This is a genomic window from Streptosporangium amethystogenes, from assembly GCF_000721075.1.
Classification (GTDB): domain Bacteria; phylum Actinomycetota; class Actinomycetes; order Streptosporangiales; family Streptosporangiaceae; genus Streptosporangium; species Streptosporangium amethystogenes.
Genome location: NZ_JOEQ01000009.1, coordinates 191,404 through 207,935 on the forward strand (window position 1 = coordinate 191,404; position 16,532 = coordinate 207,935).

14 protein-coding genes are annotated in these 16,532 nt (G+C 70.8%); 7 read left to right on the forward strand and 7 right to left on the reverse strand.

From position 1 onward, the window contains the following. The first annotated feature begins 584 nt into the window (after window positions 1–584). A complete protein-coding gene (locus tag IG98_RS46910) occupies window positions 585–2,213 on the forward strand; it encodes a serine/threonine protein kinase (protein ID WP_169750121.1) in 1,629 nt (542 codons plus the stop codon). 177 nt (window positions 2,214–2,390) lie between these two features. Here the strand turns inward: IG98_RS46910 and IG98_RS0115795 are convergent, their stop codons facing one another. Both IG98_RS0115795 and IG98_RS0115800 read right to left on the reverse strand, forming a co-directional pair. Then, entirely contained in the window at window positions 2,391–3,140 is a 750-nt protein-coding gene (locus IG98_RS0115795; protein WP_030912185.1) for a CbtA family protein, read from the reverse strand. 19 nt (window positions 3,141–3,159) lie between these two features. Continuing rightward, the gene (locus IG98_RS0115800; protein WP_030912188.1) at window positions 3,160–3,378 is read right to left on the reverse strand and encodes a CbtB domain-containing protein; all 219 of its coding nucleotides are present in this window, start codon (window positions 3,376–3,378) and stop codon (window positions 3,160–3,162) included. Window positions 3,379–3,624: 246 nt separating this feature from the next. On the opposite strand from IG98_RS0115800, the gene IG98_RS0115805 reads away from it, so the two are divergent. Continuing rightward, window positions 3,625–4,197 (forward strand): histidine phosphatase family protein, encoded by a 573-nt coding sequence (locus tag IG98_RS0115805; protein ID WP_037970401.1) that lies wholly within the window; start codon window positions 3,625–3,627, stop codon window positions 4,195–4,197. 54 nt (window positions 4,198–4,251) lie between these two features. Here the strand turns inward: IG98_RS0115805 and IG98_RS0115810 are convergent, their stop codons facing one another. Genes IG98_RS0115810 through IG98_RS0115820 form a run of 3 tightly spaced genes read right to left on the reverse strand, consistent with a single transcriptional unit; the run spans window position 4,252 to window position 12,356 of the window. Continuing rightward, entirely contained in the window at window positions 4,252–10,602 is a 6,351-nt protein-coding gene (locus IG98_RS0115810; protein WP_030912194.1) for a non-ribosomal peptide synthetase, read from the reverse strand. Beyond that, window positions 10,599–10,865 (reverse strand): acyl carrier protein, encoded by a 267-nt coding sequence (locus tag IG98_RS0115815; RefSeq protein ID WP_030912197.1) that lies wholly within the window; start codon window positions 10,863–10,865, stop codon window positions 10,599–10,601. The genes IG98_RS0115810 and IG98_RS0115815 overlap by 4 nt, the downstream gene beginning before the upstream one ends. 21 nt (window positions 10,866–10,886) lie before the next feature. Continuing rightward, window positions 10,887–12,356 (reverse strand): AMP-binding protein, encoded by a 1,470-nt coding sequence (locus tag IG98_RS0115820; protein ID WP_169750122.1) that lies wholly within the window; start codon window positions 12,354–12,356, stop codon window positions 10,887–10,889. Between the two features lie 399 nt (window positions 12,357–12,755). On the opposite strand from IG98_RS0115820, the gene IG98_RS0115825 reads away from it, so the two are divergent. Next, a complete protein-coding gene (locus IG98_RS0115825) occupies window positions 12,756–13,421 on the forward strand; it encodes a YoaK family protein (protein ID WP_169750123.1) in 666 nt (221 codons plus the stop codon). Between the two features lie 27 nt (window positions 13,422–13,448). On the opposite strand, the gene IG98_RS0115830 is transcribed toward IG98_RS0115825, so the two are convergent. Then, window positions 13,449–13,760, reverse strand: a complete 312-nt coding sequence (locus tag IG98_RS0115830; RefSeq protein WP_037970484.1) for a hypothetical protein — start codon at window positions 13,758–13,760, stop codon at window positions 13,449–13,451. 107 nt (window positions 13,761–13,867) lie between these two features. Continuing rightward, complete coding sequence (locus IG98_RS0115835) at window positions 13,868–14,275, reverse strand: hypothetical protein (protein ID WP_037970403.1); 408 nt, start codon at window positions 14,273–14,275, stop codon at window positions 13,868–13,870. Window positions 14,276–14,699: 424 nt separating this feature from the next. On the opposite strand from IG98_RS0115835, the gene IG98_RS54285 reads away from it, so the two are divergent. Genes IG98_RS54285 through IG98_RS0115855 form a run of 4 tightly spaced genes read left to right on the forward strand, consistent with a single transcriptional unit; the run spans window position 14,700 to window position 16,478 of the window. Further along, window positions 14,700–15,125, forward strand: coding sequence for an SH3-like domain-containing protein (locus tag IG98_RS54285; protein ID WP_030912212.1), 426 nt, complete (start codon window positions 14,700–14,702; stop codon window positions 15,123–15,125). Beyond that, the gene (locus IG98_RS54290; RefSeq protein WP_030912215.1) at window positions 15,122–15,433 is read left to right on the forward strand and encodes an SH3-like domain-containing protein; all 312 of its coding nucleotides are present in this window, start codon (window positions 15,122–15,124) and stop codon (window positions 15,431–15,433) included. Before IG98_RS54285 ends, IG98_RS54290 begins: the two co-directional genes overlap by 4 nt. Further along, window positions 15,430–16,143 (forward strand): thiocyanate hydrolase subunit gamma, encoded by a 714-nt coding sequence (gene scnC, locus IG98_RS0115850; RefSeq protein ID WP_051752162.1) that lies wholly within the window; start codon window positions 15,430–15,432, stop codon window positions 16,141–16,143. The genes IG98_RS54290 and scnC overlap by 4 nt, the downstream gene beginning before the upstream one ends. Next, entirely contained in the window at window positions 16,140–16,478 is a 339-nt protein-coding gene (locus IG98_RS0115855) for a hypothetical protein (RefSeq protein ID WP_030912221.1), read from the forward strand. Before scnC ends, IG98_RS0115855 begins: the two co-directional genes overlap by 4 nt. Window positions 16,479–16,532 lie beyond the last annotated feature (54 nt).

Sequence of the window (16,532 nt, forward strand, 5' to 3'; positions counted from 1 at the left end):
GAGGGGGAGGTCCACCATGCGACCGCGCTCCGGTCAGGGGTCCGGGCACGGGCCATCGGGGGTGAGGCTCATCGTACGGCCGGGTCCCGGTCAGGAGCGGGACCCGGCTCTGTTCCCTCTCACGAGGTTCCGTATGACGACATCAGGCGAGTTGGAGGGGCCCGGTACGCCTACCGGCCATGCCTGTCATCGACTGCCACGGCGGCGCCGCTGTCGGAGTGGGACCGGTGCCGCTGGGAGTGGAACGAGCGCATCGCGCAGTTTCGCACCACCCACCAGGCGTGGAAGCGGTGTCCTTGTAGCGGCTGCGATGAACGATTCGGCGAACTGCATCACCGATCTCTGCCGGGCGGAAGGGAGCGGTGTGACCATGCCCTCTTCCACGGGATGTCAGGTTGAAGACTTCTTCTTTATGTGGGGAACCCCTCACCGTCATATGGGTGATCACGGTCGCGCGGCTGGGGAGTTCAGCCGCCGTCTCCGGAGTGTGCTCTCTGGGGGGCTCGCCGCCCTGTGCTGTCGTGGCCGATATTTATGTCGAATAGTTCATATTCGGTGAAGGGCGTATGAAGGATGATCAATCTATGGAATCAGGGGAGCCTTCACGAATCAGCGCTTATCGCATTGTTCGGAAGATCGGGGAAGGTGGGCAGGGCGTCGTCTATCTGGGCGAGACGGATTCCGGCGCTCTGGTGGCCATAAAGCTGTTCCACATCCGGCTCGGTCGAGACAGCGCCGTCCGTGACGACTTCGAGCGCGAACTGGAAGTCGCCAAACGGGTCGCCCGTTTCTGCACGGCGCAGGTCCTGGATTTCGGCATCTCGGGGAACCGTCCGTACATCGTGAGCGAGTACGTCCCGGGCCGCGCGCTCCAGGAGGTGGTGACCGAGGAGGGGCCGCGTTCGGGCAGCGTTCTGGAACGCCTGGCCATCGGCACGGCCACCGCCCTGGTCGCCCTGCATGACGCAGGAATCGTCCACCGGGATTTCAAGCCGCAGAACGTGCTGATCGGCCCGGACGGTCCCCGGGTCATCGACTTCGGCATCGCCCGCGACCTCGCCGGGACCGGCCCGGTGACCAGCGGGATCGTGGGAACGCCCGCCTATATGGCCCCCGAGCAACTGAGCGCCGGTCGGCCCGGTCTCGCCCTGGACGTGTTCGCCTGGGCCTCCACCGTCGCCTTCGCGGCCACGGGCCGCCCCCCGTTCGGTGACGACGCCATCCCCGTGATCATCAACAGGATTCTGAACCTCGATCCCGACCTCGACGGGATCGAGACGCCGCTGCGGGACCTGCTCGCCGAATGTCTTGCCAAGGACCCCGGCCGGAGGCCCACGGCGCAGCAGATCCTCGATCGGCTGGTGCGTGGGAGGGGGGCCGCTCCTGACGACTCACCGGAGACCCGCGCTGTCCCCCGCCCGGGCGCTTCCGGAGGAGACGGTGCTTCGCGATCACCGGTCCGGGTCGGGAGGCCGGGGTCGCCGGGCGGGAACGGTGGAGATGACTCGCCGGTCCGGGGTACGGAGTCGGGTTTCCCGAGTAGGGGCGGAGCGGACGCCTCCGGTGTCATGGGTGCCGCCACGGACCTGGACGTGCACGGGAGGCGCGGGAGAAGGCGTACGACGGTCCTCGCGGTCCTCGTGATCCTCGCGGGAGTCGCCGGGGCCTCCGTCGCTCTGCTGACCATCGGAGACTCGACCGTGCCGGGGGCAGGGGGGCCAGGGACCTCGCGGGCGCCGACCGGCGCGATGGGAACGCCGGAGGACGTCGCCGGCCGTGTTTCGGCCTCCACCGGTACGGGGGCGGCCTCTCCTGAGGCGCCGGAACCATCGGTGTCCGCTCCCGCCGGGAGCAGTCGCCCCGCGACGGAGCCGGCGGTGCCCTCGCCCTCCCGTGAACCCTCAGCCTCCACCGGCCCCGAACCCTCGCCCGGAGACTCGTGGCCCGGACGGCCGTCGCCCGAACCGGCATCGGCACGGCTCGTTGAACTCGGTCCCGGGCGTTTCACCGGCTACTGCAAGGAGATCGGCTGGGAGTGGGTGGAATACCGAAAGACCCCCAGGCCGGGTGCCTACTGTGTCAGGCGGAAGGGAGACCAGACCATGTATCTGACCCAGGCCCAACGTGACGCCGGCTGCCGGTGGCGGTTCGACAGGCCGAAGGCCGTCCACCGTTTCAAGAACAGTTCGAACTACTGCTACGTCTCCCGCTGACGAGGCCGCGAGCGGTCGTCGGACGTCCCGCTCGGTCACGTCGTGCGCCAGTCGTGGGACGTCCGGGCGGTCACACCGTCATGCCGCGTGGGCGCGGTCGAGGGGCTAGCAATAAGTGGCACGGATGTGCCCGTGTCCGGGACCGGACACGGGCATGGGTACGGGCACAGGTGCGGATCAGCCGGCGTTGGCCGTCGCCGTTGCCCGGTCGTTTCCCGGCCGGGCGGCCAGGTTGCGTTCCGTGAGGGCGCCGAACGCCAGTCCGAGGGTGGACCAGAGAACGACCTGGGTGCCGAGCGAGGCGAGGCGGAACCGCCACAGCAGTACGGCGGGGAAGTCCGCGGGGACCTCGTTGACCTCCGGTAGCACCAGATAGGTGACGGTGACGAGCGCGACGAAGAGGGCACCGGCCACCAGCGTGGCGTTCCAGTTGCCCAGTCGCGCCGCCAGACGGCGACCCACCTGCGCCGAGGCGATCACGATCGCCACCGAGATGGCGATCACCGCGAAGTACAGGCCGGTGCGGGCGCCGATGGTGTCACCCACGCCCACCGAGGGCGGATTGGCGGGGTAGATCAGGAACGGCACCAGCGCGACGGTGACGAATCCGCCGCCGGCCACCAACGCCGAGGTGGCGCGGACGCCGAACCCGCCGATCCGTCCGTAGGCGAGGGCGAACGCCACGGCGAACAACCCGCCGACCGCCACTCCGAACAGGCCGATCGCGACGGCCAGGCCGGAGGTCTGCTGAACGACACGTGAGACCATCTCCGGCTCGGCGGCCGCCGTCTCGTGCGCGTGATGCCCCTCGAACGCGATGGCCAGGCTCACCTGGTGTTCGCCGAAGATCCAGGCGAACACCAGGGCCAGGGCGGCCGATACGAGTCCGACGAGCATTCCGCGCAGCAGCAGTGCGCGCATCGTCATGGAACGTCCCGTCTGCTGGTCAGTGACAGGGGAAGCCGAGGAGATGCCGGCCGTCATGGACGAACTCGTGGACGAACTGACCGCCGAACACGGAGAACGCCCCCTGTTCGGCTCCGACGAAGTAGAGGAGAAGGAGCGACAGCACCGCACCGAAGATCGCCCATGGGAGGACTTCGCGGAGGGGGATCTGGAGAGGCTGAGAACGGGGCCGGGGGATGGGTACGGCAGCCTGTGCCATGGAATCGTCTCCTTCGGGAATGCCACGTCCCGATCGTGGGGAGGCTACGACGATGCGCAGACGTGGTCCAGAAGGCCGCAACGGTACGTTCACAGTGGCATGCCGGCTCAGATCCGACCGATTCCGCTCGCCGTCGTAGTCAGGTTGATGACAACGTACGATGCGAATCCGGCTCCGTCCATGGGCCGTAAGGAAACCAAAGCCATCCGCAGACGCCATTTCCCGCTCACCATCCGGAGCCGCCACGTGACGATCCGTTTGATCTTGGTCTGTCATGGTCCCACCGCCGCGCTCTCCCGGGCGTCCTTCCCGGCCGACGAACCGCTCACCGAACGAGGCGGGCAGGCGGCCGGGAACGTGTGGGAGTCCGCGGCGACGGCCTGGTGCAGCCCCGCCGCCGCGGCCAGGGAGACCGCGGCGGCGCTCGGGCTGGACCCGTCGATCGAGCCCGCCCTGCGCGACTGCGACTACGGGCGCTGGCGCGGCCTCGGGCTCACCGAGGTCCAGGCCGCCGAACCCGAGGCGGTCCAGGACTGGCTCACCGATCCCGCCGCCAGGCCGCACGGCGGGGAGTCGGTCGTGGATCTGATCGAGCGGACCGGTGACTGGCTGGCGGGCCTGTGGCGGGACTCCTTCCACGGCCGGGCGGTCGCGGTGACGCACGCCGCGGTCATCCGGGCCGCGCTGGTGAACGTGCTCGCCGCGCCTCCCACCTCGTTCTGGCGCGTCGACGTCCCGCCGCTGTCCCGGGTTCGGCTCACCGCCCACCACGGCCGCTGGCAGCTGCGCGCGACCGAGCCCGACCGGCCGCCGGTCTGACGGAGAGCCACGACCTCGGACACGGCGGTCGCGGTGCCGGGTTCGACCGGCGGCCTATCCCGCCGGGTCTGATCCGGCCGGGTCTGCTTCGTCGGGTTCACGCAGGTGCGCGATGAGATCGTGGTACCGCGGGGCGCGCAGCAGGTCGGTCACGCTCAACGCGCGGCCGAGGCGGGCCCCGACGCGGGACGTCAGGCGCACGCTGTCCAGCGAGGATCCTCCCTCCGCGTAGAAGTCGCTGTCCGGGTCCGGCGACCTGCCGGTGATCCGCTGCCATTCCTGGGCCACCACCGCGTCGAGTTCGGAGGGAGCGACCGCCACGGAAGCGACCGCGTCGTGTGCGGCGGAGGCCGCCGGGGCGTACCGCGCCTCGGCCAGCAGACGACGGTCGAGTTTTCCGTGCGCCGTGGACGGCAGCGCCGGGGCGAAGACGATCTCGTCGGGCAGCATCCAGGACGGGACGCGCGCGGCCAGGTGGTCCAGCAGCGCGCGGCGGTCCGCCCTCGGCGGATCGGAGCGCGCCACGACGACGGCCCGCAGCCGTCCGCCGCCGCTCCGCACGACGGTCGCCGCCGCGTCCCGCACCTCGGGATGAGCGCGCAGATGTGTCTCGACGTCGCCCAGCTCGATCCGCCGCCCGCGTACCTTGACCTGCCCGTCGTCGCGTCCCAGCCAGAGCAGGGTGCCCCGCTCGGTGAAACGGACGCGGTCCCCGGTCCGGTAGGCGACCACCGGGTGCGGCGCCGTGTCCGCCCGGAGGAACCGTCGAGGCTCGTCATCGGCGTCGAGATAGCCAAGACCCAGGCAGGCCCCCCGCACCCGGAGCTCGCCCTCGACGCCGAGCGGCACCGGGTGGCCGCTCTCATCGGTGACCTCGCAGACGATGTTCGGGATGGGGCGGCCGATCGGCACGTTCCCGGTGATGCCGGGATCGTCGATCACCATGTGGGTGATGTCGTCGGCGCATTCGGTCGGCCCGTAGGCGTTCACCAGGGGAGCGCCGCCCGCGCGCAGCCAGCGCCGGCAGAGGTCGGCGCCGGCGGCCTCGCCGTTCACCATCATGCACTCCAGGCCGCTGCCCGGCCGTGGCCAGCTCAGGCCGGCCGCCTCCGCCGCGTCGAGCAGGGTGGCCAGGTGGCTGGGGGTCGTCTCGTACACCCGGATGCCGCGCTCGTCGAGCGCGCCGAACAGGCGGCCGGGTTCCAGGAGCAGGTCGTCGTCCATCACCACGACCCGCCCGCCACGCAGCCACGGCACCGCGAACTGCCACACCGACACGTCGAAGGAGGCCGGCGCCGACTGGGCGACCACGCAGTTCTCGTCCAGGCCGAGCAGCTCGACCTTGCTCCACCAGTGGTTCACCATCGCGACGGTGCCGATCCGCGCACCCTTCGGCCGGCCGGTGGAGCCCGAGGTGAACAGCAGGTAGGCGCACTCGGCGGAGGCCCGCGGCGGCTGTGCCGGCACCTCCCCGGACGGCAGGCCCTCCAGGGGGAGCAGGGGTACGCCTCTGGGCAGCGCCGAGGCCACCTCCCGGTGGCGGGGGTCGGTGAACACCATCTCGACACCGGCCTGCTCGACGATCCGCGCCATCCGCTCGGCGGGCAGCCGGGCCGAGAGCGGCACGTAGGTGCCTCCGGCACGCCAGATCGCCAGCACGGCGGCCCATGAGCGGGCCGAGCGTGGCGCCAGGACGCCGACGACCGGGTGCCGGGCCGAGCTCAGCCGGTGGACGCCGCGCGCGTAGTGGCGGCTCAGCGCGGCCAGCTCGGCGTAGCCGAACGACTCGACGTCGTCCTCCACCGCCACGGCCCGGGGGCGGATGGCCGCGTGGTCGTCGACGACGCGCGCCAGTGACAGCTCGGCGGGCCAGGTACGCGCCGGGCCGTGGCCGACCTCGGCCAGGCGCGCCAGCTCCCCGGCGGGCAGCGGGTCGGCGTGCACGGGGGAGTCCAGGTCCCGCGCCGCGGTACGGGCCGCGTGGACCAGGCAGGCGAGGAAGCGGCGCGCGTCGGCCACGGTGACGGCGGGCGCGCGGTGCTCCACGGACAGCCGGAGCCGGCGTCCGGCGGCGTCCAGGGAGCACTGCACGGTGAGGTCCATGTACGTCTGGTCCAGGGCGGTGACGCTCCGGACGCGCAGTGACCGGCCGGTGTCCTCGATCAGATCGCGGTAGGGACGGAACTCGGTGTAGTTGAAAACCGTCGAGGGCTCGAAGCCCGGTGCCAGGGAGCGCAGCACCGCGTACGGGGTGCGCCGGTGGCGCCAGGAGTGCTGTTCGGCGGCCACGAGCCGGTCGACCAGCTCACGCCAGGTGGTGTCCTCGCCGAGGTCGACGGTCACCGGCAGCATGTTCAGGAACAGCCCGCACATGGCCTCGGCGCCGGCCAGTTCCGGCCTGCCGTTCACCATCAGCGTGGATCCGCTGCGGCGCCGGCCGGTGAACAGCGCGACGGTGCGCATGTGCACCGCCCAGACGAGGGTGCGCAGCGACACCCGTGCGGCATCGGCCGCCGCGCGCAGCGCCCGCAGCTCCTCCTCGCCGAACACGTGGTCGTGCCGGTGCCAGGTGGCGGAGGTGCCCGGCTCACCCGCACCCACGGCAAGCCGCCAGGACACGTCCGGGCTGTCGACCACGGCACGCCAGTGCGACAGCGCGGCCTCGTCCCTGGCGGCGGCGCGTTCCGCGGCCACGAAGGAGGCGTAGGAGGGGATCGACGGGACCGGTTCGCGCACGGTGGGCGGCAGGGGGTGGCCGTCACGGGCCGACCTGGCGCGTTCGTAGCCGTCCAGGATGTCGCGTCCCAGCACCGCGACGCTCCAGCCGTCCAGGAAGGGCTCCACGATGGAGAACACCGCCCGGCCGGGAGCCAGCCGGTGCAGGTGGAAGGCGAACAGCGGGGGGGCGTCCCACGCGAACGGCCGCCCGCGCACCTCGTCCCGCCAGCGCGTCAACGCCGCATCCGGCTCGGCCTCGCCGAGCAGGTCGTGCTCGATCAGGCCGGTCTCGACCTGGTCGAGCACGACCTGCTCGGGTCCCGCGTCGGCCGTGAGGTCGAAGGCGGTGCGGACCGCCTCGTGGCGAAGGGCCGCGCCGGCGATGGCGGTACGGAGGAGGTCGGCGTCCACGGTGCCGTCCAGCTCGTACGAGGTCACGTACGTCAGGTAGTCGTCGCTCACCTGCCGGTGGTAGACCAGCCCCGTCTGGAGGTGGGACAGCGGGAACCGCCGTTGGACGCGGCGCCCGCGCCGGAGCTCGTCCGGTACGGGCCCCGGGGCCTCTTCCTCGCCGGGGCGGTCCTCGCGGCCGGGTTTGAGCCGGTCCGCGAGCGCGCGCAGCGTACGCGCCTCGTAGATGTCGGCCACCTCGACGGCGAAGCCGGAACGGCGCAGCAGCGCCACCAGCCGCACCGCGTTGATGGAGTCGACCCCCAGGTAGAACAGGTCGACGTCGGCGGGGATCTCCGCCTGCCCGAGCAGCTCGCACACCGCCGCGTGTGCCGCCACCCGCTCCGGCGGCTCACCCGGCTCACCCGGCTTGGCGGGTCCGGCCGCCCCCACACCGGGGCCGGGCCAGGGCAGGTCCCGGCCGGTCAGCTCGCCGAGTGCGGCACGGGCGAGCTTGCCACTGGCGGCGTACGGCAGCCGGTCCACCACGGTGAACAGGGTCGGCACCATGACGCGCGGCAGCCGCTCCGCCGCGTGGGCGCGCAGGTCCTCCGCCGTCATCGCGTCGGCCGTGCCGTCGTCGTGCGGTACCAGGAACGCCTGGAGGCGGGCCGGCCCCGTCACGTTCTCGCGGTGGAGCACTCCTGCGGCCATGACGCCCGGATGCTCTCCGAGGACCGCGTCGATCTCCTCCAGCTCCACCCGCCGGCCGTTGATCTTCACCTGGTCGTCGAGGCGGCCGAGGAATTCCAGCACCCCGTCGGCTCGCCATCGGGCCAGGTCGCCGGTGCGGTAGAAGCGATCCCCGGTGTCGGCACGGACGCCGAACCGGCCTCCGTCTCCGGCGGCGTCACCGAGGTAGCCCAGGCCGACGCCCACACCCTCCACGACGATCTCGCCGACGGCCCCGAGTGGCACCTCGCGCCCCGCACGATCCTGGAGTCGCACGCCGAGGTTGTCGATTGGACGGCCGATGGGCACGAAAGGCCGCCGGTCGACGGGGTCGAAGGTCCACCGCGTGACGTCGATGGAGGCCTCCGTGGGGCCGTACAGGTTGTGCACCCGCACGCCGAGCCGGGTGTGAGTCCGCTCCGCCAGCGCCCGCGACAGCCGTTCACCGCTGGTGAAGACCTGCCGCAGGCTGGGCAGCGGCCGATGGCCGGCGACGTCGAGGAAGGTGCCCAGCATGGCCGGCACGAAGTGCGCCGTGGTGACGCCGTAACGCTCGACGGCGTCGCACAGGTAACCCGCGTCGCCGTGGCGGCCGTGCGCCGCGGTGACGACCGTCGCGCCGGTCGCCGGCGGCCAGAGCAGCTCCCACAGGCACACGTCGAAGCTCAGCGGGGTCTTGGCCAGGACGACGTGGCCCGGCCCGAGCGGGAAGGCGCGTTGCATCCAGGCCAGCCGGTTGGCGAGCCCGTCGTGGCCGACCACGACCCCCTTGGGGCGGCCCGTCGACCCCGAGGTGTACATCACGTACGCGGCCCGGGGAGCGTCTTTCGACCGGGTCGGTGAGAAGGGTCCCGCGGCCGGATCGGCCACCGAGACGCGTAGCGGCTGCCCGAGCACGGCGAGGTCACCGGGCTCGGTGGTCGAGCCCTCCTCGACGAGGAGGCGGGCCCGGCTGTCGGAGAGCATGTACCGCGCGCGGGCCGGCGGCAGCTCGGGGTCGAGCGGCAGCAGGACGCCACCGGCGTCCAGCACGCCGTGCACCACGGCGATCAGTGGCGCGCCCCGTGGCAGGCGTACGGCCACGACCTGGCCGGCGTCGATCCCGGCGGAGCTCAGCCGCGCCGCCATCCGCTCGCTCGCCTCGGCGAGTTCCCGGTAGGTGACCCGGCGGGCGCCCCGTGGGCGGTCCTCCACCACGGCGGGGGCGTCGGGATGTCGTTCCGCGACGGCGCGCAGCCCACCGCCCGCCCACCGCAAGGACGCCGCCGCCGGGGTCTGGGCGGGCGGGGTCCGGGCGGGCGGGGCCGTTGGCGCGCCCCGGCCGGCCAGGGCGACCGGCCGGTCGGCGGGCAGGGTGAAGACGTCGGTGACGGTGGCCGCGGCGAGGTCGGCGAACCACTCCAGCTCGGTGCGCCGCCCGCCCGGGGCCCGGCACTCGAAGGTCAGGGCCAGCCGGCCGTCGCGGGCGGCGACGTAGACGTTCATCGCGAACTTGGCGGTGCCGTTGTGCAGGAGCCTGGGCCTCCAGCGCAGGCCCCCGGCCTCGATGGGCGGCGGTCGATGATGGCCGACCATCCCGGCCGGTTGCAGCAGGTTGACGACGACCACCGACTCGCCGCCCACCCCCGCGCCGTCCCCGGCCCGAATGCCCCAGTCGGCGTGCATGGCCGCGTCCTGGAGCTCGCGGCCCACGCGAGCCGCCAGCGACCTCAGGGTGTCCTCCGGCTCGATCTCCAGCCGGGCGGGAAGCGTCCTGACCCGGTAGCCGATCTGGGCGTCCTCGGCGGGGGTGCGGTGGCTGAACGGAACTCCCACGGCCACCGCGCGCGAGTCGCCGTCCCACCGTGACAGCGCCGCGGCCACCCCGCTCATCGTCAGGGCGAACATGCTGACGCCGAGGTCCCTCGCCCGTGGCACGGCCACCTGCCGCAGGTCCACGGCGCAGACCCGCCGCAGGAGCACGCCTTCGCCGCTCGCCGCGGGCTCGCCGGTGCCGAGCGGCGAGCCGGCCCCGGCCAGGGCCAGCCGGGGCGTCCAGAAACGCGCGGCCTCCTCCGGCGTCACCAGCGGCCGGTACGGCAGCACCGGCCGCTCGGCCGCCGCCAGGCCCTGGTAGCCGCGGATGATCTCCTCGACCGCCAGCCGCACGCTCAGCCCGTCGCACACGCAGTGATGGAAGGTGAGCTGCAGGACACCGCCCGCCGGGCCGAGGTCCCAGTACACCGCCCGGTGCAGGGCCTCGCCGGGAAAGAACGGCCGCCGGGCCTCCTGACGGACCTCGGCGGCCTCCTGCGTCCAGGCGTGCGGGCTCGCGGCGTCTGCCCGGATCACCCGGAGCCCCTCCGAGGTCACGTCCTCCCACTCCAGCCGCCCGTCGTCATCACGGACCGCCGAGCGCAGCAGCCGGTGCCGGTCGGCGAGGGCGGCGACGGCGGTTCGCAGCGAGGGGACGGCGACGGAGCCCTGGATCTCCAGGGCCACGCAGATGTTGTAGATCGCACTGAGCGGGTGGCGCCGCTGGTGGCGCCAGAGGGTCGCCTCCTCCGGGGTGAGGGGTTCGTTCAACGCCCGTCCTCCCCGGAGACGGAGGCGGAGACGGCGTCGAGGACGCGCGCGGCGAAGTCGCCCACGTCCGTGGCCGTGCTGAGGTCGTCCCAGGTCATCCGGACGCCGCAGGCCGCGTACACCGCGCCGATGAGTCGCAGCGCGCTCAGCGAGTCACCGCCACCGTCGGTGAACGTGCCGCTGTGCCCGTCAGGCAGGAGGCTCAGCCACAGATCGCGTACCAGGGTGCGGGGATCATGTGCGGTGTCGTACGTGTGCGACATCTCGCTCCTCACTGATGGGGACTATCCGGGGTCGGGCCGATGCCGGGCGATCAGCAGCCGATGGTCTGTCTTGCCGTTGGGCAGCACGGGCCAGGCGGGGATGTCCGTGATCACCGTGGGCACCATGTGGCCGGGCAGCCGCTCGCGCAGCCACGCGGTGAGCGCGCGGGAGTCCAGCGGGGCGGACACGGACGTGCGGGCCACCACGCACGCCACTCCCCGCTCACCCGCACCGACGACCGCCGCCTGTGCTATTCCGGGGTAGGCGCGCAGGTGGTGCTCGACGGTCTCCGGATCCACCCGCATCCCCCGTACCTTGAGCATGCGGTCGGTGCGGCCGGTCCACACCATGGTGCCGTCGACGGTCGTGACCCGGTCGCCCGTCTCCCACTGCCGCCGGGCACAGCCGCCGTCGGACGGGGGCCCGCCGGAGAGGTAGCCCAGGGCGACGGCGTCGCCGGAGACGACGAGCTCGCCGTCGCCAGGCCGGGTCCGGAACGCCACATGGCCGAGGGGCGTGCCGATCGGCACCAGGGAGCCGGCCGACTCGGTGCCGGTGACCTCGTGGGCGGCGATGATCCCGGTGGTCTCGGTACAGCCGTAGGTGTTCCACAGCCTGGCCCGTGGCAGCAGCCGCCTGCTCCGGTGGGCGAGCGTGACGTCGAGGGGCTCGCTGGCGAACAGCAGGCCGCGGACCGACGCCAGCGCGTCGCCGAGCTCGCCGGCGGGCATCGCGTCGAGGACGGCACGCCAGTACGACGGCGTGAGGTCCAGATGGGTCACCCGGTGCTCGCGCACCAGGTCCGCCACCCCCCATGGGGTACGGACCTCCTCCTCGCTCGGCACGACGACGCAGGCCCCGCGCGCGAGGGGGAGCAGTAGTTCCCTGATCGAGGAGGAGAAACCCAGCGGCGCCACGCCGAGACAGCGGTCCTCGCCGCTCAGGGAGAGGTGGGCCGGCAACGCGCGCGCGTACTCGGCCAGTCCCGCGTGACCGAGCAGCACGCCCTTGGGCAGGCCGGTGGATCCGGAGGTGAACATGACGTAGGCCGCCGCGCACGGCGCGGGCCCGGGAAGGCGGCCTGGGGCGGAGGGGGACGCCAGCAGTGGGGCGGCGTCCAGACCGGGGTGCCCTTCGGCCGGCAGCCCGCCGGCGGCCCTGTCGACGATCATCGTCCGCACCGGGGCGGCCTCGGTCATGTGGGCCAGCAGCGGGGCGGGGTAGAGGGGGTCGAGCGGCAGATAGATCGCGCCCGCTCGCATGATGCCCAGCGCGAGCACCGGCGCGCGCTCGGATCGGCCCGACGCGAGCCCGACCACGTCACCGGGTACGACTCCGGCGGCGGCCAGCCGACCGGCCACCGCACGCACGCCCCGTGCCAGCTCGCCGTAGGTGGTCTCGTGCTCGCCGATGATCGCTGTCGTCTCCGGCGCCCGCGCGGCGGCCTCCTCCACCAGGTCCGGCAGAGCGCGCCACCCTCCCCGCGTCACGCGCTGACAGTCGGCGCCGTACCTTTCACAAAGGGACGAATGGGAGGACAATTCTTCCCCCATGATTTTTTGATCTCTGGCCGTGATGGATCCGACCGGCTAATCGCACAGGCTCCTCTCGCCGCCAGTATTAAAGATTTCATGAAAAAAATCCATACAGCCGGATAGCGCTGTTCACGGTCATCCGAAAATGCTGGCCAAAATCCGACGCTCCCGGGTTTTGGTACAGCCTTCTCCCTTCACCTCTGGTGGAGAGTGTCCGCTCAGAGGCAGCCGACGCGGGTACCGGGCAACGAGAGGTTCGACTATGCCGTCCAGGGGAGTTCACGCCCGGCAGCGGGGGAGCGCCGTGACAGGGGGCGCCGGCGCTCACGGATTCCCCCGGTCACGATGCCGGAGGTGAAGGACGACCGGCCGTCCGACGCGTCACTGGCCGGTCTGACCGTCATCAGCGGACTCGTGGACGCGATCAGCTACGTGGGCATCGGCCAGGTGTTCATGGCGAACATGACGGGGAACCTGCTCATCCTCGGCTTCGCCGCGGGTGACCCGTCCAAGTTCCCGCTCGTCGCGACGGCCATCGCCGTGGTGGGCTTCTTCCTCGGGGCCGGGCTGGCCGGGCGGCTCACCGACCGGGTGGCGAACGTCCGCCGCAGGCTGCTCCTCGCCATGACCATAGAGACCGGCCTGTTCGCCGCCACCATGGTGGGCTCGTTCCTGCTGCCCACCACCCAGGCCGGCCGCTACCCGCTGATCGTCGCCCTGGGACTCGCCATGGGCGGACGGAACACCGTCGTGCGCCGTCTCAAGATCCCCGACATCAGCACCACCGTGGTGACCGGCACGTTGACCAACCTGGCGGCCGATTCGGTGCTCGGCACCGGAAAGCGCACGCGGGCCCGCCGGCGCGCGGGGGAGATCGTCGCGCTGGTCCTCGGAGCCTGGGTGGGCGTCCTGCTGCTGCGGCACTTCGGGTTCAACGCCACACTGGTGGTGCTGACCGTCCTGATGGCCCTGATAACCGCCCTCTACACCTGGCGCACCTCACCGGCGCGTGCCCGCTGACCCGTTACCGGTCGCGCCGGCCGTGTCTCACTGGTCGCGGAAGCAGACCAGGTGGAAGGAGCGCGCGGCGGGGGATCCGTCGGGATCGAAGGTGTGCACCTCCATCTGGTCCGGCTGCCGTCCCAGGCCGACGGTGATCAGGCCTGGCGAGACGGGCTCGTCCTTGGCGCTGCCGATCGTACCGGCGAAGTTCGTCTTCGCCTCTCCCTGGAGCGGCACCTTCCAGGTGACCGTGTACTTGTTCGGCTTCTCGAAACGGCAGTCGCCGATCAGGTAGCCCCGGACCACCGATCCGTCGGCCGCGATGACACATGCCAGTCTTTTCTCAAATTCCGCCACGGCCTTCTCCTTAATCATGTTCACACGGTGCGGAAAGGCGCTCCGTCGTCCTTTCTCCCCACGCCTTCTGCCGGTAATCGCCATAAAAACTTTTCGCCGTGCGTGGTTTATTTCGATTCTGCCGAACTCCGGTGTGCCCGCCGCGACCGCTTGAACGTGTGCAGGCCGAGAACGGCCGGCAGGTCGGCGATGCCGGGGCCGCCGGCGTCGACCCAGGCGACGATGTCCTCGATGACCTCGGTGTCCAGCACGAGGCCCAGCCAGACCGGACGGCCACCCGCCCTCCTGCCCTTGGGGGAGGGGGTGACGACGATGACGTTCGACTGCAGGCAGGGCCCCAGGCAGTCGGTGACGACGCGGACCCGCAAGGGCCGTGTCGGTCGCCCGCGGAGCAGGTTCAGGTGCTCCTGGTGGTCGACGTCCGGGTGCTTTCTCAGCGTGCCGCAGCAGCAGCCCCGGCACACGGTGATCAGGCAGCCCTGCTGCCGCGCGGAGGTGAGGACGGCACCGCTCATCGGACACCTTCCCTTCGGACTCGCGCTCCTCCGCCGTGCCCGGACGACGTGCGGTCGCCCTCCGGCCCACATATGCCCGTCATATCTGGAAATTTCCTGCTAATCACCACTGAACCCCCGATCCAGCACACGAAAACCACTCTAAGGAACCAGTCGATTGTCTATCTTGCTGGAATTTGTCACACCGTGAGCTGTCGGCCTTTGCTGTGGAAACACCTGGCATGCAGCCCGAGGGGCTGATCGGCGCCATATAGTCCTGTTCAGGGGCCGTTTCCCCATAACACGGGAAAGTCTTGTTAAGGTCTTCTGAGATGTTTCTGGGGTCAAAAATTATTTGCGTTTATTTACTCCGTGCTACGGCATTTGCGACAAACTGTCAGGGTAGATCGACCAGCGACGTTCTCTCAATGGAACGGAGCCAACAATGGCCACGATGCAGTACGACAAGCTCCTGACCAAGGTCAGGAACCTTTCACCGGAAGAGCGCGACGTTCTCGACTCGCCGTACACGATCCCCAACGAGCTCTACGCCGCGCTGCGGTCGGTGCTCCATGACGTTGGTGGTCAGCCGGACACTCCTCAGCCCTACTTCCTGAAGGAGGAGGAGGACTGGGAGATGAACGCCTACCTCACCTCCGAGTGCCTGGCCTGGCGCGGTGCGTGGAACTCGGAGATGCGGCGCAGGCGCGAGAACGATCTCGGTGCGACCGAGTACTTCGGGCTGCCCTACTACGCCCGCTGGATCACGGGTGCGGCCAAGGCGCTGGTCGACGAGAAGCTCATCACCGTCGACGAGCTGAGCGCCAAGATCGACGAGATCCGCGAACGGTTGGAGGCGAAGAAGAAGTGACGGCCAAGCGGAAGTTCAACATCGGTGATCGGGTCTCCGTCGTGGACAAGACGACGCTGTTCCACCACCGCACCCAGAAGTTCACCCGGGGCCAGAGCGGTGTTGTCACGGAATACCGCCCCGAATGGGTCATTCCGGAGGACGAGGCGTTCGACCCGGCGGGCAACGGGCGGAAAGAGCCCTTCTACATCGTCAGGTTCAAGCAGGACGATCTGTGGCCGGACTACACGGGCCACCACATCGACACGCTGGAGACGGAATTCTCGGAGAGCTGGCTGGAGCCGGCGACTAGCAAGGGAAAGCGATGAGCACACGGCACGACGGTCACGGTCATGGCGAAGCGCCTGGCGAGTTCCAGATAGCCACGAAGGTCAGCGAGTTCGAGATCCTGGAACTCGCCGTCCGGGAGCTGGCGATCGAGAAGGGGCTCTTCTCCGCCGAGGACCACCGCAAGTTCGCCGAGTGGGCCGACGGCATCGGCCCGCACGGCGGGTCGAAACTGGTCGCCAAGGCCTGGGTCGACCCGGAGTTCAAGCAGCGCCTGCTCGCCGACGGCACCAAGGCGTGTCTTGAGGTGGGGATCGACTGGCTCCAGCCGACGGGCAGCGGGACACCCAGCGACTACACCTTCTTCTATGTGCTGGAGAACACCCCGAAGCTGCACAATGTGATCGTCTGCACGCTCTGTTCCTGCTACCCCCGGCCCGTTCTCGGCATGTCGCCGGACTGGTACCGGACCCCGAACTACCGCCGCAGGATGGTCAGGCGCCCCCGCGAGGTGCTCGCCGAGTTCGGCCTGCACCTGCCGGAGGACGTCGAGCTCCGCGTGCACGACTCCAACCAGAAGTCCCGCTTCATGGTGATGCCCATGCGCCCCGAGGGCACCGAGGGGTGGAGTGAGAAGCAGCTCGCCGAGATCGTCACCCGGGACACCATGATCGGTGTCGCACTGCCCGCGCCGAACCGCAAGTCGGACACCAAGACGGAGACCCTGGTCAGTGGGGGAAGGCGGAGATGAGCGCGGCGCCGACGACATATGACGTCCTGATGGACACCCTGTCGGACATCGGTGAGCGCACGGACGCCGGTATGGGGTGTCTGGAGCACGAGCCCGCCGTGTGGGAGTCGAGGATGCAGGCGACCTGCGAGGCCCTGTCCTCGCATGGCGTGCTGGACAACCTGGAGCGCCGGCTCGCCGAGGACAGGCTGGGGGAGTCCGTCTACGCCAGGTTCCCGGTGCAGACGCGCTCCACGCTGGTGGTCACCCACCTGCTCATGGACCAGAAGGTCTTCACCGAGGAGGAGCTCCGGAAGAGGATCGAAGTGGTGCGCGACCGTTTCGCCGAGGAGTGACCTTCCGACCGGATCAGGGCGCCGCGCGGGTCCTGCCGTGACCGGGTACGGCAG